17 protein-coding genes are annotated in these 18,728 nt (G+C 46.4%); 12 read left to right on the forward strand and 5 right to left on the reverse strand.

The window, feature by feature from the left end:
- Nucleotides 1-10 precede the first annotated feature (10 nt).
- The 8 genes from DVG78_RS17125 (at nucleotide 11) to DVG78_RS17160 (ending at nucleotide 10,751) form a co-directional block, all read left to right on the forward strand.
- Nucleotides 11-1,327 (forward strand): TldD/PmbA family protein, encoded by a 1,317-nt coding sequence (locus DVG78_RS17125; RefSeq protein ID WP_114462280.1) that lies wholly within the window; start codon nucleotides 11-13, stop codon nucleotides 1,325-1,327.
- Nucleotides 1,328-1,588: 261 nt separating this feature from the next.
- Entirely contained in the window at nucleotides 1,589-3,229 is a 1,641-nt protein-coding gene (locus tag DVG78_RS17130) for a TldD/PmbA family protein (RefSeq protein WP_114462281.1), read from the forward strand.
- Nucleotides 3,230-3,266: 37 nt separating this feature from the next.
- Nucleotides 3,267-4,604, forward strand: coding sequence for a TldD/PmbA family protein (locus tag DVG78_RS17135; RefSeq protein WP_114462282.1), 1,338 nt, complete (start codon nucleotides 3,267-3,269; stop codon nucleotides 4,602-4,604).
- A gap of 65 nt (nucleotides 4,605-4,669) precedes the next feature.
- Nucleotides 4,670-5,287, forward strand: coding sequence for a DUF4159 domain-containing protein (locus DVG78_RS17140; protein ID WP_114462283.1), 618 nt, complete (start codon nucleotides 4,670-4,672; stop codon nucleotides 5,285-5,287).
- Between the two features lie 3 nt (nucleotides 5,288-5,290).
- Nucleotides 5,291-6,268 carry an AAA family ATPase gene (locus tag DVG78_RS17145; protein WP_114462284.1) on the forward strand — a complete coding sequence of 326 codons (978 nt, stop codon included), beginning with the start codon at nucleotides 5,291-5,293 and terminating at the stop codon, nucleotides 6,266-6,268.
- Nucleotides 6,269-6,270: 2 nt separating this feature from the next.
- Nucleotides 6,271-7,131: a DUF58 domain-containing protein gene (locus DVG78_RS17150; RefSeq protein WP_114462285.1), complete on the forward strand. Its 861-nt coding sequence runs from the start codon at nucleotides 6,271-6,273 to the stop codon at nucleotides 7,129-7,131.
- Between the two features lie 180 nt (nucleotides 7,132-7,311).
- Entirely contained in the window at nucleotides 7,312-8,532 is a 1,221-nt protein-coding gene (locus DVG78_RS17155; protein ID WP_114462286.1) for a BatA domain-containing protein, read from the forward strand.
- Entirely contained in the window at nucleotides 8,529-10,751 is a 2,223-nt protein-coding gene (locus DVG78_RS17160; protein ID WP_114462362.1) for a DUF4175 family protein, read from the forward strand. The genes DVG78_RS17155 and DVG78_RS17160 overlap by 4 nt, the downstream gene beginning before the upstream one ends.
- A 53-nt stretch (nucleotides 10,752-10,804) precedes the next feature.
- On the opposite strand, the gene DVG78_RS17165 is transcribed toward DVG78_RS17160, so the two are convergent.
- From DVG78_RS17165 to DVG78_RS17185, 5 genes are all read right to left on the reverse strand, one after another.
- Entirely contained in the window at nucleotides 10,805-11,833 is a 1,029-nt protein-coding gene (locus DVG78_RS17165) for a cobalamin-independent methionine synthase II family protein (RefSeq protein WP_114462287.1), read from the reverse strand.
- A 142-nt stretch (nucleotides 11,834-11,975) separates the two neighbouring features.
- The gene (locus tag DVG78_RS17170) at nucleotides 11,976-12,464 is read right to left on the reverse strand and encodes a GNAT family N-acetyltransferase (protein WP_114462288.1); all 489 of its coding nucleotides are present in this window, start codon (nucleotides 12,462-12,464) and stop codon (nucleotides 11,976-11,978) included.
- Nucleotides 12,465-12,480: 16 nt separating this feature from the next.
- Nucleotides 12,481-13,293 carry a sugar isomerase domain-containing protein gene (locus DVG78_RS17175; protein WP_114462289.1) on the reverse strand — a complete coding sequence of 271 codons (813 nt, stop codon included), beginning with the start codon at nucleotides 13,291-13,293 and terminating at the stop codon, nucleotides 12,481-12,483.
- Between the two features lie 47 nt (nucleotides 13,294-13,340).
- Nucleotides 13,341-14,237, reverse strand: a complete 897-nt coding sequence (locus DVG78_RS17180; RefSeq protein ID WP_114462290.1) for an ROK family protein — start codon at nucleotides 14,235-14,237, stop codon at nucleotides 13,341-13,343.
- 2 nt (nucleotides 14,238-14,239) lie between these two features.
- Nucleotides 14,240-15,037 (reverse strand): SDR family NAD(P)-dependent oxidoreductase, encoded by a 798-nt coding sequence (locus tag DVG78_RS17185; protein ID WP_114462291.1) that lies wholly within the window; start codon nucleotides 15,035-15,037, stop codon nucleotides 14,240-14,242.
- A 135-nt stretch (nucleotides 15,038-15,172) separates the two neighbouring features.
- Between DVG78_RS17185 and DVG78_RS17190 the strand changes: the two genes are divergently transcribed.
- From DVG78_RS17190 to trxA, 4 genes are all read left to right on the forward strand, one after another.
- Entirely contained in the window at nucleotides 15,173-16,063 is an 891-nt protein-coding gene (locus DVG78_RS17190; protein WP_114462292.1) for a PDDEXK family nuclease, read from the forward strand.
- A complete protein-coding gene (gene miaA / locus DVG78_RS17195; protein ID WP_114462293.1) occupies nucleotides 16,060-16,983 on the forward strand; it encodes a tRNA (adenosine(37)-N6)-dimethylallyltransferase MiaA in 924 nt (307 codons plus the stop codon). Before DVG78_RS17190 ends, miaA begins: the two co-directional genes overlap by 4 nt.
- Before the next feature lie 6 nt (nucleotides 16,984-16,989).
- Nucleotides 16,990-18,246, forward strand: coding sequence for a serine hydrolase domain-containing protein (locus DVG78_RS17200; RefSeq protein ID WP_114462294.1), 1,257 nt, complete (start codon nucleotides 16,990-16,992; stop codon nucleotides 18,244-18,246).
- A gap of 118 nt (nucleotides 18,247-18,364) precedes the next feature.
- A complete protein-coding gene (gene trxA / locus DVG78_RS17205) occupies nucleotides 18,365-18,700 on the forward strand; it encodes a thioredoxin (protein ID WP_114462295.1) in 336 nt (111 codons plus the stop codon).
- Nucleotides 18,701-18,728 lie beyond the last annotated feature (28 nt).

Raw genomic sequence — 18,728 nt, forward strand, 5'->3', positions numbered from 1 at the left:
GACATCAACAATGGCTATTTTAACGAAAGAAGAAGCTAAAAAAATCATAGATAAAGTGTTGGCGTATTCAAAAGCCGACGAAATGAGCGTGAACCTGACGGGCAGCCGCACAGGAAACATCCGCTACGCCCGTAATACGGTTTCGACCAGTGGTGAGTCGTATGACTTGTCTTTGTCGGTAACGGCCGTGTATGGCAAACGCTCTGGTACGTCTACCATCAACGAATTTGATGATAAATCGTTGGAAAAAACGGTGCGACGGGCCGAAGAAATTGCCCGATTAGCGCCCGAAAATCCCGAATATGTGCCGATGCTAGGGCCACAGACCTATTTGGAAAGCAACACTTTTTTGCAAAGTACGGCCGATATTAACCCCGAATACCGGGCAAAAGTGGCGTTTGACAGCATCGACCCTTGTCGTAAAAAGAATTTAACGGCGGCGGGTTATCTGGAAGATACCACTGATTTTTTTGCCATGGGCAACAGCAAAGGCCTTTTTGGCTACAACAAATCTACGTCGGTCGATTTTTCCGTCACCGTCCGTTCGGCAGATGGAACCGGCTCAGGGTACGTGTCCCGCGATTTTAATGATGCCGCCAAGCTCAATGCCAAAGTATCGACGGAGATTGCGATGCAAAAAGCCATGGCCTCGGTGTCGGCCAAAGCCCTTGAACCCGGAAAATACACCGTTATTCTCGAACCAACGGCGGCCCTTGATTTGATTCAAAACATGATGCGCAGCATCGACGCCCGTAATGCCGATGAAGGTCGCAGCTTTTTGAGCAAAAAAGGCGGCGGAACGCGGTTAGGAGAAAAGCTTTTTGACGAGCGCGTAACCATTTATTCTGACCCGACCAATATTGACATTCCCAAAGCAGGGTTTTCTCTAGACGGTCGTCCGCAGGAAAAAGTGACATGGGTGGACAAAGGCGTGGTTAAAAATATGGCGTATTCACGTTATTGGGCCGAAAAACAAGGTGTCAAAGCCGTGGCTCCTCCACAGGGATTTATCATGGCGGGTGGTACGCAATCGCTGGCTGACCTCATTAAGGGAACCCAAAAGGGAATTTTGGTGACTCGTTTTTGGTATATCCGTGCCGTTGACCCCCAAACCTTATTATACACTGGGCTTACCCGCGACGGGACGTTTTATATCGAAAACGGACAAATCAAATACCCCGTCAAAAACTTCCGTTTCAACGAAAGTCCAATCATCATGCTCAATAACCTTGAAGCGATGGGCGTGCCCGCCCGCGTGAATGGAAGCATGATTCCTCCACTTAAAATCCGCGATTTTACCTTTACAAGTTTGTCGGACGCCGTCTAGTTGTGTTTGAAGTGAGAAAGGTTAAAGGAATTAGCTCGTTAAGTTATGGTCAGTAGTCAGACGCAAGGCTGGTTACGGTCTAACTATCGTCTGACCTTGTTGCTTTAACCTTTCCACTTTCACTTGCCGTTCATCAAAATCCCCCTGTCTGGGGGAGAATTAAGACTATATTTATCAGGATTTTTGAAATTGAATTAAACATGATTCAATTTCAAACGTCTTTTCAATTACCCATACAACCATCTATAAACAAACTAAGCCTTGAAAAGAAGAGATTTCATGCAACTATCGGGCATGGGATTTGGTGCAATGATGTTGCCCAATATCCCGATTGTGGGGAATTCAGTTTCTCCCGAAGCCCTATTGGAAGGCGGCATTGATGTTGCCCTCAAAAAGCGTCTGGCCGACGCTGCTCTCAACGCCGCCAAATCCAAAGGCGCTACTTACACCGATGTACGGATTGGTCGTTATCTGCGTCAATTTGTAATTACCCGCGAAGACAAAGTACAAAACATCGTCAACACTGAATCCTACGGAGTGGGCGTGCGGGTCATTGCCAATGGCTGCTGGGGATTTGCGGCGGTGGTAGACGCCAAAACCGAAGACGATACCGCCAAAGCGGCCGAAGAAGCCGTGGCTATCGCCAAAGCCAACGCCCGATTGATGAAGCAACCTGTGCAATTGGCTCCCCAAAAAGGCTACGGTGAAGTAAGCTGGAAAGCGCCCATCGAACGTAATTCGTTTGAAGTGCCTATCAAAGAAAAAGTGGATTTGCTGTTGGGTGTCAACGATGCTGCTCTAAAAAACGGCGCTAATTACGTGAACTCGGTGTTGTTTATGGTCAATGAGCAAAAATACTTTGCTTCTTCCGACGGTTCTTACATTGATCAAGACATTCACCGAATTTGGCCTATTTTTTCGGTGACCACCATCGACCCCAAAACGGGTAAGTTTGAAACGCGTCAGGCGTTGAGCGCCCCCGTTGGCATGGGTTACGAATACCTACAAACCAACCCTAAAGACAAAGTAACGGGCATCACGACCCGCTACAATAAGGGCTATGATATGTTGGAAGATGTGATTTCGGCGGCCAAACAAACCAAAGAAAAACTCGCGGCCAAATCGGTAGAAGCAGGAAAGTATGATTTGGTGCTTGACCCGTCTCACCTGTGGCTGACCATTCACGAATCGGTAGGGCACCCACTCGAACTCGACCGCGTGTTGGGTTATGAAGCCAATTTTGCGGGGACCAGTTTTGCCACCTTGGATAAATGGCAGAGCAAAAACTTCAATTATGGGAGCAAAGAAGTAAATCTCTTTGCCGATAAAACCCAAGTAGGCTCGTTGGGAGCTGTTGGCTGGGACGACGAAGGCGTGAGAACCAAGCAATGGGATTTGGTGAAAGAGGGAACATTGGTCAATTATCAGGCCATTCGTGACCAAGTACACATCATCGGAGAAAAAGAATCGCAGGGTTGTTGCTACGCCGATAGCTGGGGCTCGGTGCAGTTTCAGCGCATGGCCAATGTTTCTTTGGCGGCGGGGAAAACGCCGCTTTCGGTCAGTGAGATGATTAAGGATGTAAAAAAAGGGATTTATATTATTGGAGACGGTTCGTTTTCAATCGACCAGCAGCGCTATAATTTTCAGTTTGGCGGTCAGTTGTACTACGAAATCAAGGACGGTCAAATTGCGGGAATGCTCAAAGATGTGGCATACCAGTCAAATACGCAGGAATTCTGGAATTCTTGCGTGAAAGTGTGCGACGAGCGAGATTATCGTTTGGGCGGTTCATTCTTTGACGGAAAGGGCCAGCCGCAGCAAGTCAGTGCGGTATCGCACGGTAGCTCAACGGCCCGTTTTAACGGCGTAAATGTCATTAACACCGCCCGTAAAATTTAAGCATTGACCTCATCTCCAACAATTAACATCAAAAAAAATGGCAGTTATATTAACTGAAGCAGAAGCCAAGGCCTTGCTACAAAAGGTGTTGAGCTTTTCAAAAGCGGATGAATGTGAAGTGAATCTTCTGGGCGAAATACGCGGAAATTTGCGTTACGCCCGCAACGAAGTTTCCACCAGTGGAGCAATGACCAACAAAGATATTTCGGTCCAATCGTCTTTCGGCAAAAAAGTAGGCGTGGCTTCTATCGATGAGTTTGACGATGCCTCGCTCGAAAAAGTGGTGCGCCGCTCTGAAGAATTAGCCCGACTTGCGCCCGAAAACCCCGAACATGTGGGCGTCATAGAGCCGCAGCAATACATTAAATCCAACGGTTATTTTGAATCAACCGCCAGCATCACCCCCGACAAACGGGCGGAAGCAGTTGCGAAAAGCCTCGAATTGTCGAGCAAACAGGGCCTTGCTGCGGCGGGATTTATGGAAGACCGTAAAGGGTTTACCGCCATGATGAATTCGAAAGGACTGTTTGCGTATTACAAAAATACCAACGTTAACTTTTCGCTTACGGTCAGAACGGACGACGGAACAGGCTCGGGCTACGTAGCCAAAGGGTACAATGATTTCAATAAACTGGATACGGCGGCGGCTACCAAAATTGCCGTTCAGAAATCGTTGGCTTCCAAAGGCGCAAAGGCGCTTGAGCCCGGAAAATACACCGTGATTTTGGAGCCAACGGCGGCGGCGGTATTGGTCGAAAGCATCTTTTTTGGAATGGATGCCCGTAGTGCCGACGAAGGGCGCTCATTCTTTAGCAAGCCAGGGGGGAAAACCAAGCTTGGGGAAAAGATTGTAGATGAGCGCGTTACGTTCTATTCTGACCCAACGCATCCTGATTTGCCCGCGGCGGCATGGTCGGGAGATGGACAGCCGCAGGCCAAAACGCTTTGGATTGACAAAGGGGTTGTGAAAAACCTTTCTTATTCTCGGTTTTGGGCGCAGAAAAAAGAGGTGAAACCCGTTCCAAACCCAAATAACATGATTATGGAAGGAGGAACCGCGACTTTGGACGAGATGATTAAAAGTACCAAACGCGGTATTTTGGTCACCAAACTCTGGTACATCCGCCCCGTAGACCCCCAAACACTTTTGCTAACGGGCCTCACCCGCGACGGGACATTTTATATCGAAGATGGAAAAATCAAATATCCTATCAAAAATTTCCGTTTCAACGAAAGCCCAATCATCATGCTCAATAATCTTGAAACCTTAGGGATTCCTGAGCGGGTGGTTAGTACAGAATCAGACCTAAATTATATTCTGCCGCCGATGAAAATCAGGGAGTTTACCTTTTCATCCCTTTCCGACGCGGTATAATCTTAGGGCTGCGGCCCGTGACCACCGTTGCGGGCCGCAGCCGAGAGGTTTAATCTTTTCCAAGCATGAGACCATTTTTTTTTACCCGGATTCAGTATGCTTCGGGAGATTGGGACACCGACCAACGGATGCCTTCCAATCTCCTCAATTCGTTGGTGGAGTATACCACGATTCCGATTGATGAAAAAGAAAAAATTGTTCAATTGACGGGTACTGAGTTGTTTAGAAGCCCTTTCTGTTATTTGAGTGGTCATAAATTGGTGGAGTTTTCCAGTCAGGAACGCGACCATTTTAAAAAATACGTTGAAAACGGCGGGTTTGTGTTTGTGGATGATTGTAATCACGACATCGACGGGTTGTTTGCTAAGTCGTTTGAGCAGGAAATGGCGCGCACTTTTGGGCCAAAGGCCTTGCAGAAAATCCCCAACGACCATCCGATTTATCATTCGTTTTTTCATTTTGAAGGCCCGCCTACGACGAGTTTCGAACTCAACGGCTGGGGCGACGATTTGGTCCATGATTACCTGAAAGCCATTGAAATCAACGGCCGAATCGGGGTTTTGTACAGCAATAAAGATTACGGCTGCGAGTGGGATTATGATTTTAGGAACAAGCGTTGGTTGGCCGAAGACAATACAAAATTTGGAGTAAACATTATTAGTTACGCATTAACAACCGTTTAAGCATTGGAAACGCAGGACTTAACCCACTATAAAACACTGGTATCGAAGCTACCACACCTAAAAAAAGAGATTGGCAAAGTAATCGTCGGGCAAGAGGAAGTAATCAATGAAATTCTGATTTCACTACTCGCTGGTGGACATTGTTTGCTGGAAGGCGTGCCGGGATTGGCCAAAACACTCATGGTGAAAACGATGGCTGAAGCCCTCGAAATGAAATTTAAACGGGTACAGTTTACTCCCGATTTAATGCCTGGCGACATCATCGGAACCGAGATTTTGGAGGAAGACCACGAAACGGGCAAAAAGTTTTTTAAGTTTAACCAAGGGCCCATTTTTGCCAACATCGTTTTGGCCGATGAAATCAACCGTACGCCGCCCAAAACGCAGGCGGCGTTGTTGGAGGCAATGCAGGAATACAAGGTGACGTATGCGGGTATGAATTACGACTTACCGCGCCCGTTTCTGATTATTGCCACCCAAAACCCAATCGAACAGGCGGGTACCTACCCGTTGCCCGAGGCGCAACTTGACCGTTTTTTGTTGTATATCAAGCTAGGCTATCCGTCCGAACAAGAGGAGTTGGATGTGTTGAAAAATACCACGGGTTTTGGCACTCAAAGTCTTCAAACCATTCTTACGGACCAAGAAATTATTGATTTACAAAAACTGACGCGTCAGGTTCATATCAGTGAAGAATTGATTGTAAAAGTGAATCAATTGGTACGTTCAACGCGTCCCGATACTACTTCATCGGCCTTTGTCAAAAAATGGTGCGGATGGGGGGCAGGCCCACGGGCGGGGCAAGCGTTGATTCTTTGCGCCAAGGCCCGGGCGGTGTTGAACCAACGGTTTTCGGTTATCCCCGAAGACATTCAAATATTGGCCTACCCCGTATTACGTCACCGTATCTCGCTCAATTTCAGGGCTGAAGCCGAGAATATTACAACGGATGATGTGGTAGCAGAATTGTTGAAAGGATAGCTATGCTCACCACCGAACTCATCAAACTAAATAACCTTCAAATCGCGGGTAAACTGGTCAGTGAAGAGCTGATGTTGGGGATTCATGGCAGTAAACGGTCGGGGATTGGGATTGAATTTGAGCAATATCGCCACTACGAACCCGGCGATGACCCAAAACGCATCGACTGGAAACTCTACGCCCGTACCCAAAAACATTTGGTGCGAGAATCCGCCACGGAAAGCAATTTCCATATTCGGTTTGTATTGGACTTGTCGGGGTCGATGAATTATGCTGAAAAAAACATCAGCCGCCTGAATTATTGCAAGATTCTGCTGGCGTCGTTGGCTTATTTGGGTTACCGACAAAGCGACCAGATGAGTTTGTATGCGTTGCAAAACGGAGATTTAGAAACCCTTGTACCCGCGGGCAAGCAAGCTTTTCAGCGGATTTTGTACGAGTTGGAAAAAGCCGAAGCAACAGGAACGTGGCAGAACGAGCACCCTAAATTTCCGCATTTTCAGCAAAAGCAGAAAGAGTTGTTTGTATTTGCATCTGATTTTCTGCAAGTGGATGATGAATGGATGAAACTCATTCAGAGCGTGGCCAATCCGCGTCGCGAAATCCTTATTTTCCAAATACTTGGCACCGAGGAATTGCATTTTAGCCTGAATGGTTTTTATCGTTTCAAGGATTTGGAGACAGGCAAAGAAATGGAACTGGAAGCATCGACTATCAAAGAAGAGTTTCAAAAAAAAGCCGCCGCCTATTTGGCCAATTTAGACGAAGCCTTGCAGATTCCGCACGTACATTTGATTCGGACCACTTTGAACGAATCCATTGCTTCGGTGATTTCAGAGGCGTTGAGAAAAAGAAAAATTTGATGGTAAATTTCGGAATTGTCTGGTTGTTGAGAAAAAGGAAGATATTTTTTGAATTGTCCTGTCCTTTAGAAACATAATAATAAGATAAATGGAATTTTTCCTGTGCTTTCGGTTTTGAGAAACCGAAAGCACAGGCTTGAAAAACCACAGAAAGACAACTTTAACCCAAAAATATAGTAAATGGAATTTTTAAACCCTTTGATGTTGTGGGGCAGTTTAGCGGTTGGCATTCCTATCGCCCTTCATTTTTGGCATCAGAAAAAGGGACAATTACTCAATTGGGCGGCTACGCAGTGGCTGACGGAGAAGGACTTACAACCCTCACGAGGGTTTCGGTTAGATAATGTGTTGTTGTTGATAATCAGGTGTTTATTGGTGATTTTATTGGCTTTTTTATTGGCAAAACCCAGCCTGCATTGGGCTACAAGCGCTCAGAACCCTCAAAAAATCTACTTGGTACAACTGAATCCTTTGGTGGTTGACAATTATAAATTTGAACTGGAAGAAGCCCTCAAAAAAGGGGAGAAAATATATAAAATGGGGGCAGTATTGGAGTCATTGAACGACATGACCTCTATGACATACTCTGGGGCGATTCATCCGTTGGAATTACAAACGAGTATCAACAAAGCCCATGAGTTGAATCGGGAAGTGGGTACGAAGCAATTTGAGATTTATTTGGTTAATAGTCAGGTGTTAAGTCAAGTGCCAAACATCTTTGTGCCTGGGACGTTCGCCCTACATTCCGTGGTTGATACGTTGTCAAAAGCACCCAAACCCTATTTGGAATTTTCCGAGAAACATAAGTTGTTTGTTAATCAGGCCAATCAATTGACGATTGCGGCGGTGTTACCCCCGAATGAAAAATTTGAATCACAGCCTTTACCCAACAATGCGGTAAATGTATTGGTCGCCCTCGAAAGTAAAGCCGAAAAGCAGGCCATTGGGGCGGCGTTGAAAGCATTGACGGAGGTGTACCAAATTGCGTTTTCGATTGACGAAAAATTAAATTCGCAAAAACAGTACGACTGGGTTTTTACGGATAATAAACTGCCGCCTGATGCTAAAGTTTTTTCATCCCAAACGCGTTTTATTTTTTCGGATGCAAACCACATTCCGATAAATGGAGAGTGGAAAACGGCGCAATTTTCGGGGGAAATGCTTACAAACGGGCGGCTCCCCGAATGGTTGGGTGAAGTGTTGGTGAGTCATTTTCAACTGAATCCTTCCTCGAAATCATTAAGCAATCAGCAACTTAATGCCTTGTTTAAAACGCTAGACACAAAAAGTCAATATGCTGTGAATCAGACAGAAGGGGTGCAGTTTTCAAAATGGATTTTTTTGTTTTTTATCATTATGTTGGGCACTGAACGTTGGTTAGCCATCCAAAAAAACGCATGAATCACCTCCATAAAATCATCACTTGGGTAACCTACCAACTCTACGCTGGCGCGTTGCTAATGAGCGTATTGCTGGCGGGTTCGGCTTTTTTAGTGGTTTCGTTGGTCGCATCCACGGTCATGGTGCCTGCGCTTGCGGCTTTGGCCGTGTTTGTGGTGAGTGCGTACTGGAAAGGGCTTTTTCAAAGCAAACGAGCCGAGGCGATTCAACTCATTCACCAGAACCTTCACGACACGGAGTATAGCCTTCAACTTCTTGAAATAGATCGGCCTAATATTGCGCAGCAGTTGCAATTGGAACGTTTAGCCGAGAAAATTCAAGACCAGAAAACACCCCGCATTTTGCCGTCTCACTGGTGGATTTTTGTGGCACTATTTTTAGTTTGTCTGGGTTTGCGGTTTGGATTGCCGTTGCTGAAAAAAGACAAATTTAAGGACTTAGTTGAAGAAGTAACAAAAGGGCAAACGCTTGAAAATAAAGTAGTAATTCCTTCGTTGGTTTCGGCCAAACTAATCGTTACACCGCCCGCATATACTAAGTTACCCGTTCGGGAAGGAGCGGATTTGAACGCATCTTCTATCAGTGGTTCGGGGTTGATATGGCAGGTGTCGTTTAGTCATTCAGAAAGTGTGGCGATTAAATTAACCAATAACCGAGGAGAAGAACTTCCCTTTAAAAAAGTGGGGAATCAATTTGAATACCGCGACCAATTGTACAACTCAGGATTGTATGGTATCAAAGCTTATTGGAAAGACTCATTGGTCTATCAATCAGACTATTATCGCCTAGAAGCTATTCCTGATTTGGCCCCCAAGATTGAACCTGCCTCCAAAGAATTATACCAATATCATTTCTTGAAAGACCCTAAAAACCTTCAGATTTCGGCCAAAATATCGGATGATTTTGCGGTCCAACAGGCATTTATCGTGGCTACGGTGGCCCGAGGGTCGGGTGAAAATGTGAAATTTAGGGAAGTAAAATTGCCCATTGGTCAAGCCAATTTTAAGGAAACAAACATCGTCAAAAACATTGACCTAAAAGCCCTCAATTTTACGCCCGGCGATGAATTGTATTATTATTGGGCGGCGATTGATAACAAACGTCCTGAACCAAACTATTCAAAGTCAGATACTTATTTCGTGGTCTACAAAGATACCGCCAACGTGGAAGAATCAGAATTGGCGACCATGGCGATGAATATTTTGCCCGAATATTTTAGAAGTCAGCGGCAAATTATCATTGATACCGAGAAGCTGATTGCAAAACGAAAAAAAACAACAGCCAAAGAGTTTAACAGCACTTCTAACGAAATTGGATTTGACCAAAAAGCCCTTCGTTTGCGCTATGGACAATATTTGGGCGAAGAATTTGAGAATTCTATCGGCGGAGGCAATGCCTTACCCAAAGACAATGACGGCGATGCCGTAGTGGGGTTTGCTTTGTTGCATGGTTTTGTACACGCCCATGATACAGGCGAACCGGGGGGCGAATCGGGCGGAAATTCTCACGAGGGACATAACCACGGCGGAGGCGGAAAGAGCGAAACAGAAGAAAAAGACCCCGTAGCTTCGATTTTGGAAGAATATGTTCACTCCCACGATGATGGGGAAGCCAATACGTTTTATGAACAATCAACGCGCTCGCTCTTGAAAATGGCGTTGGAACAGATGTGGCAGTCGGAACTGCATTTGCGGTTGTACGAGCCTGAAAAGGCCATTCCGTTTGAGAAAAAAGCCTTGGAATACTTGAAGTCCGCGCAGCACCGAGCAAGGACGTTTGTTAAAAAAACGAGTTATGACCCGCCACCCATCAAAGAAAGTGAAAAGCGCCTGACGGGAGAATTGAAAAACTACAATGAAGCGTATCGGAGCGAAAAAAACTATTCCCAACAACAGGTCGAACGTTTGGTTTCGGAGGTGTTGGGGATTGTAGAGGCGTCTGAAAATCAAAAACTTAAAGGGGTGCAAAAACAAAAAGTACTTGAATTGGGTAATTTGTTGACCTCAAAAGTGATGAATAGTCGGTTGTCAAACTGGTCGATTTTAAGTTCATTGCAGAAACTAGCAAACGATAAGCCCCTTACCGAAACGGAGAAAAAAAACTTAGAAACAAAGCTTTATCAATTGATTGGTAGTTCGTTGCCAGCCCGAGAAAATACCGCGCCGTCTTCGTATGCAAGTGATAAAAAACTGGAGAAGGCTTTCTGGAAAAGCTTGTAAATAAACCATTTATCTTCCCCACGCAGCGAGTTTGTCGCGGCGTGGGGAAGATTTTATAGAGAGGCTCTTACCAGCTTTGCTCCATCGCACATGGCTTTCAATTTTTGTTTGGTAGCCCAGCGGGCAGTTTGGCTCATGCCGCAGTCGGGTGCCACGGCGAGTTTTTCAGCCGGGACGTAAGGCAACACCTTGCGGATACGCTCCGCTACATCTTCGGCGGTTTCGATGTAGTAACTTTTTACGTCAATCACGCCCACTGCAACGTCAAATTTCTCGGCGAAGCGCTCTAATAAATGTACATCCGTAAAGTTGAGCACCGTCATTTCGCTGTGGAGTTCATCCACGGTCATGTCCAAAAAGCTAGGCAACATGGGCGCAATGGTTTTCTTGCCCACCGACCGGCCTTTGTAATTTCCAAAACAAAGGTGCATTGAAAGGCGGGTTTTGCCCACGCCTGGGGCCACGGTGCGGTTAAAAATATCCACAAAACGTTGTGTATCTTCGCGGTAGGCGTAGCAGCTCATGGAAGGTTCATCGACGCAGATTTCGGGGACACCAAGGGCCACAAGGTCTTCAATTTCTTGGCGAACCAACGGCAAAATAGCCTCCGTTACTTCCCAACGGTCTTTGTACAGCCCGCCCGGATTGAGCCGCCCTGAAAGCGTATACGGCCCCGGAATAGACATTTTGATGCGTTGACCTTCGGGGGCTAGGCGTTTTAGTCGCTTGTATTCTTCCACCACGCCCAAGCCTTTGGGGGCGGTCAGTGGCTCAATGATGCTGTTTTTGCCGCGTTGGTCATGCGCGGGCGGGCCATACTTACGGGTTTCGGTGCCGTCGTTGACAATCCCTTTGATAAAACCGTAAAAGGAAAGATTAAAGTCCAAACGCGTTTGTTCACCGTCGGTGATTACGTCAAGCCCCGCCGCTACTTGGTCGTGTACGGCCGCAATCACGGCATCGTCAATCATTTCGGCAATGTCGGCGGGGCCAAATTTGTCGAGGTTCATACTGGCAAATTCGAGCCAGCCGGGAAAAGGCATTGAGCCTACAACGGTTGTTTTTATGGGGAGTGGTTGCATATTCTTTAGGTGTTTTTAGAATGCTGTAAAATCAGTAGGTGGTGATGATGTAAAACCGCAAAATGTAAAAGTCCCGTGCGGAGGGTTGCTCATAACCCGACTCTGTACATCCCGAAAATTTTTATACTGCCATTCGATATTGCTACTCTAGCCATTGGTACATTACGTACGCGTCGGTCAATCCTAATGCCTTGTGTTGAAAGGCTTTGGGTAATGTTCCAATGATTTCAAAGCCACATTTTTTCCAAAGGCGGACGGCAACGGTATTGGTGGAAATAACGCAATTGAACTGCATGGCTTTGAACCCGAGTCTTCGGGCTTCTCCCAACGAAAAACGGCACAACTGCTCCGCAATGCCCTGTCCGCGATACGCTGGATGAACCATATACCCCGCATTTACTACGTGACTCCCCAAGTCGGGCTGATTGGCTTTTAGGAAAAAAGTACCTACAATTTGACCTTCTTTCTCGGCAACGTACGTGTACTTTTCGGGGTCAAACCAGATGCCCATCATTTTTTCTTTGGAAGAATCTGACGCGTACATGTAGGTATCACCCGCTTGAATGACTGGTTCTATAATTTCCCAAACTGCATCTTGGTCGCTTACTACGGCTAGGCGTATGGTTAACATTGGGTGAATGAAAATACTATTTAACTGTTTTGTTTTCAGAGACATAACTCGGAATTCCTACTTTCTCGTACATTTTCGCAATGCGGTGAGCGTGCTCGTCATAAGCCCCTTCAAAAAGCTCTACCGCCCGTTGGGTGCCTACCACGGCGGCGGCGCTGAGCACTTTTGGAGGCTGACCCGCTTCGGTCAGGAGGCGGGCGGTTTCGGCTTTTAGGCAGTTAATGAGCGTTGCCCCGCCCACGGTACTACCCGGAGCAACGGGCGTGTCGAGGTTGGGTACATAAACCATGGCATCGCCGGCGGGTGCGCCCGTGTCGAGCACTAAATCGGCAAAATCAGTCAATTTCTTGCCGTCGGCGCGTTTGGAAGTACTTGCCGATGAATGTAGGCTAGTCACCAATGCCACGACTTTGATGCCGTGTTGTTGAAAAATTTCGGCCATTTCTACGGGAACAATGTTGGTGCCCGAAGAGGAAATAACCAAGGCGGTATCGGTGTCTGAAAGGTCAAAATTGCGCAATATGCGCTCGGCAAATCCGGGTACATTCTCTAAAAACATGGCTTGCCGCTGTCCGTTGGCCCCTACGACGAGATTATGAAACGTAAGGGATAGCTCAACAATGGGGTTAAATCCGGCAAATGAACCGTAGCGAGGCCACATTTCTTCTACCATAATTCGGCTGTGTCCGCTGCCAAAAACGTGGACCATTCGCCCCGCCAAAATAGAAGCGGCAAACCATTGCGCAGCCTGTTCAATTTGCGGTTGCTGCGCTTCAATGGTATCTAAAATACCGCGCGATTTATTGATAAAGTCTTGTATTACTGACATATACGCTTGTTTTGTAGAGACGCAACATTTTGCATCTTCCTGTTGATTTACAAAGTGTTTTTGATTTTTGACATGGCAAAACCTGCGGCTCCGATGGCCCCAGCCATGTCGCCAAACTCGGCCTGAACGATGGGCGTTTTCTTCCCACCGGGTCGCCATTCATAAAAATCCATAAATTGTTTAAGGGGTTCAAAAAGGGCATCGTCGGCAAAAGTGATTCCGCCCGCGAGTACAATCAATTCGGGCGAAAAAGCATTGACCAGCGAGCTGAGTGCCACGGCTAATTTTTGGAGGGATGAAAGCCAAATCAACGTAGCCCAAGCGTCTCCTTTTCGGTAGGCTTCTACCAGCTCCCATGTCGATTCAAAACGCCCTTTGGAGCGTTTGGCAACGGAATAATTGCCGATGGCATATTCCAAACTGCCGGGCATTCCTACGATACTGACTTCGTCGTCGGTGGCATTGAGCGACAAGTGCCCCAAATGCCCCGCCATTTGACTAAGCCCCTGATACAATTGTCCGTTGATGAGTAGGCCGCCGCCGATTCCTGTACCGAGGGTTAATAAAACGACATTTTTATGCCCTTTTGCCACGCCAAAAGTTGCTTCGGCCATCAATGCCGAATGGGCGTCGTTAAGGATGTAACTGGTTTCACCTAGGTAATTGCTCCAAATGAAATTTTCCAGCCCGTTCAGACGATTGGGCAGAAAAGCAATGCATTGATTCTGCTCGTCAGGCAGGCCTGGGGCTGACATTCCGATGGCCGCCACCGGCTCCTGCAACCAATTTTTGAGGTAAAGCACCATTTCCAACACATTTACGCGCCAAGTGGTGTCGCCATTGTCTTGTGTTGCCACGTAATGTTGTTTCAAAACGGTCCCCTTTTCGTCAATGATGATTCCTTTTACGTTGGTGCCACCAAGATCTATTCCGATGATATACATAGTCAATATTGTCCTTCAGAAATGGACCAGCCGCCGTCGACCGATAAAATTTGTCCCGTGGTAAATGTTGAATAATCGGACATGAAATACACCGCAGCCCCGTCTAAATCAGTGGGTTGTCCGTTTCGTCCGCCATCCAGTGGTTGTTTTGTTTTAACAAAATTGAGAATAACCTCATCTTTGGAGGCGCGCTGACTCATGGGCGTTTCGACCAAAGCTGGGGCCAATACATTGATGCGAATGTTGTTTTGGGCGTAATAAGCCGCAATGGATTGAGAAAACCCGATAATGGCCGATTTGGTAGCGGCATAAGCGTGCGTGACAAAGTATTTGGGGGAAGGGGAGTAGCCCAACACCGAGCCCATGTTGAGGATACTCCCGCCCGTATTTTGTTTTAAAAACTGACGGATAGCTGCCTGATTGGAAAGCATCAGCGACGTAAGGTTCAGTTCAAATGTTTTGTTCCAACCTTCCAACGACAGTTCGTGCAATGGCCCGTCACCGTATTTGCGCCCGCTGCCGCCGGCTACGTGGTACAATCCATCGAAGCCACCGTAGGTTTGAATTCCTTTTTGAATGGCATTGTCGGCCGTAAGTGGGTCAGTGGCGTCGCCTTGGATAGCGGTGGCTCTTGTTTTTCCCAATATTTTTTCGGCTTCGGCGCAGCTATCAGGGTTTCTTCCGACCACCACCACGTTTGCGCCCTGCGCTACAAATGCCTTTGCCGCCGATAATCCCAGCCCGGTGGTTCCCCCGATGATAATAATTGTTTTATTTTCAAGCCACTTATCCGAAACCATGTTATTTTTGTCATTAATCCCGACTTGTTTTGACCGATTTGCAGTGCTGATTTTGGGATAAAAATATCAACTTATTATAAAAAGTTGAAGAACGTTTTATCTAACGTATGTTCTTGAAAAATTAACCAATTTCCTTTGGAATCAACCCCGCCGTTTACCCGTGAAATAGCCGATTTTCTACGTACTTTGGCGGAGATAGAAGCACCGCCAGTTTCGATTGAAATGCCCTTTTCGTACTTCTTTTTCTCTAATCAACGCCTTATTATTCACTGCGTTCCGCTCAAAAAAGGGTTATCAGTGACTTCCCCAGACACCTTCGTAAGCGTATCTGATGCGTGGGCGGCCATGGGCATAAAAGTGGTTCACATTTGGGAAGATGTGTGGCGAGCAAAAAAAGGAGTCGTGCAGTCAAGATTGAGGTCATTATTTGGGTGCTCGTATCGAATCCCTGCCCGCTTGACGGAAGTGCGACGAATCGACAAGCCGACCTTGGATGCCTTTCTAAAAATCAACCATTTGCAGGTTTCGACCACGGCGAAGTATAAGTACGGCCTTTTTTTGCCACAACGTTATTTCAGGGTATTGGAAAAATGGACTGAAAAACCTGATTTTTCACTGCTCAGGCCTGAACCGGCTTCGCTTCTTGTTGCGGTGGCGTCTTTTAGTGGCGGAAAAAATATCCCTAGAAACGCACAAACATACCGTTCGTTTGAGTTGATTCGTTTTGCCAATGTGTTGGACGCAACGGTCGTGGGTGGGTTGGATAAATTGTTAAAAGCGTTTATCAAAGAAGTGCATCCCGACGACATTATGACCTACGCTGACCGTGATTGGTCCAACGGACAAAGCTACGAACGACTGGGTTTTGAACGGCTTGGAACAACGCCCCCTCAGGCGTTTTTGGTTAATCCTGAAACCTTTGAGCGGGAATACACAACGCCCGAAAGTAAGCTTGAAAATGCCGTAAAAGTTTATAATTCGGGCAACATAAAGTATTTGCTTGACCTTCTAAAGAACCCAAAATGAAGCCAATCATTGTCATTCTCGGACCCACGGCCTGCGGCAAAACCCACTTGGCAACTCAGTTGGCGTATGCGTTGGAGGGGGAAATTATCAGTGCTGATTCGCGTCAAGTTTACAAAGGAATGGACATCGGGACGGGGAAGGATTTGAAAGAGTATGTGGTTCATAATCAGCAGATACCTTACCATTTGATAGACGTGCTAGAGGCGGGTGAAATGTACAATGTTCACCGTTTTCAGCAGGATTGTTACGAAGCCATTGCGGAGATTGAGGCTAGAAATCGACTGCCGATTATTTGTGGGGGCACAGGGTTGTACATCGAAGCGGTGTTGAAAGAACATCAGTTTACGGCGATACCCATTGATGAAGAATTTCGCGAAAAACTTCAGCAATTATCGGACGAAGAATTGCGGGAATATTTTAAAAATACCCCTTCTGAGTATGCACATTTGGCCGATACGTCCACCCGAAAGCGCCTCATTCGGGCCATTGAAATTGCGGTTTTTCTCACCCATCATCCCTTTCCTAGTTCGTCAAATACGAAGATAGTTCTTCCTGATTATCATTTATTTGGACTTTCGCTGCCCGTAGAGGAGCGGCGGGCCCGCATTACCCGCCGCCTACATGAACGATTGCAAAATGGAATGATTGATGAAGTACAGGCGCTGTTAAAACGTGGCATTTCGGCTGAGCAATTGATTTATTACGGATTGGAATATAAATTTATTGCCCAATATCTCCTCGGTTTGTTAGATTATGGTACGATGGTTGAGCGTTTAAACGTAGCGATTCACCAATTTGCCAAACGACAGATGACTTTTTTTAGAAAAATGGAACGGGATGGTTTGGTCATTCATTGGTTGGATGCACATTTGCCCACGGAAGAATTAATAGGGCAGATAAAATCAACGGCAGGATTGTAAAAATCTATGAAAAACAGCAACGTGAAAAAAACAAAAACACTTTTTCAATCACTCAGCTTCGTCGTGGTGACGATAACGCTTGGCGTCTATAGTTGCCGCGAAACGGAGCCAGAACCACTGACGGCAACTTTACCTGATTTGTTTGCCCAAAAACTGGAAGATACGCTTCAAAATAGGGGAGTAGGTTACGCTTTTACGATTTATGAGGGAACGGAATTGAAGGCTGACGGAAGCGGCGGGTTTCAATCCCGCATGGCTGACCCCGAAGGGCAAAAGGACTTTACCCCCGATACAAAGCTGCATATTGCCAGCATGACCAAGACGATTACGGCAATGGCTTTTTTGAAAGCGGCTTCCCAAAAAGGTTTGAAAACCAGCGATTTAATTGCACCCTATTTGCCTACTTCATGGAAGCTAGGAGCGGGGATTGATAAAATTACTTTTGGTGATTTATTAACCCATAAAAGCGGAATAAGGGGGCTGGGTGGTTCGTGTCTGAACGGCGCTTACGGTGAAAATATATATGCTGGCCTAAAAAGTTTGATGGCATTGGGGGTGACTTCGCGCGGAAATTACTGCTACCAAAATGCTAATTTTGGACTATTTAGGATATTAATTCCCCGTATTTTGGGCTATGCTTTTACGGGCAATGACGCCACAGACGACGCCCAAACCCAACAGCGCTATTTGGCTTTTTTACAGCAGGAAATTTTTGAAAAAGTGGGTATTCAAAATGCCATCGCGTCTTTTCCCGCCAATAATCCCACATACACCTACAACTTTCCCCTAACCGCCGACCAAAGAGGCTGGAATCCGGGTGGTTTCGGGCTCGTTCTTGGGGCCTACGGCATGTATCTGACCGCGACCGAAGCGGGTAAAATCTACGCATCGGCGTTGTCGTCGGGTACCAATGAAGTGCTTACACCCGCCTTGGCTGACTCGCTGATAGTGAAGAACTTAGGTTGTTATAAAGCCACCTCAAATCTTGGCACGATGGTCTACCATGATGGTTGGTGGTACGAAGTGCTTACTCCTGCCGGACGTGGACTTCGTACGATATGGGTCAAATTTCCCAATAACCTCACCTGTGTGTTGTTTGTCAATGCCCTTCAATACAAAAATAGTTCATTGATTTTTCCGTTTAACGACGGCAATATTGTGGGGTTTGTTTATAACGCCTACGCCAAAGCGTTACAGGCGCGTGGGGCACGGGTAAGTGCGGAATCTGTAGCGCTTTCGATAGAGCATCCCGAACCCCATTAGGCTGTTTAGGAAGATTGTCGATTTTAAAGTTTGGGAACTTTTGCCGGGGGCAAAATGGTTTCTTCACTAAATACAATCATTCACTAATCGTACCGGCGACCCGGTCATCAATAATACAATGGGAAAGGCAGTCGAAATTACAGACGCAAACTTTGGCGACTTGGTCGCAGGTTCAGATAAACCAGTTTTGGTAGATTTTTGGGCAGAATGGTGCGGACCTTGCCGCATGGTAGGCCCAGTAGTAGAAAAACTCGCAGAATCGTATGAAGGACAGGCAGTTATCGGAAAAGTAGATGTGGATATGAACCCCGAAACAGCCATGAAATTCGGTATTCGCAGCATTCCAACTTTGTTGTTTTTCAAAAATGGAGAGGTAGTAGACCGTGTTGTAGGCGCAGTACCACAGGTAGTATTGGAAGACAAATTGAAAGCTCAATTGCCCGTAACGGCCTAATTTGTAGCCTAAAATTCTGGTATATAAA

This window comes from Runella aurantiaca, assembly GCF_003339505.1.
In the GTDB taxonomy this organism is placed as follows: Bacteria; Bacteroidota; Bacteroidia; order Cytophagales; family Spirosomataceae; genus Runella; species Runella aurantiaca.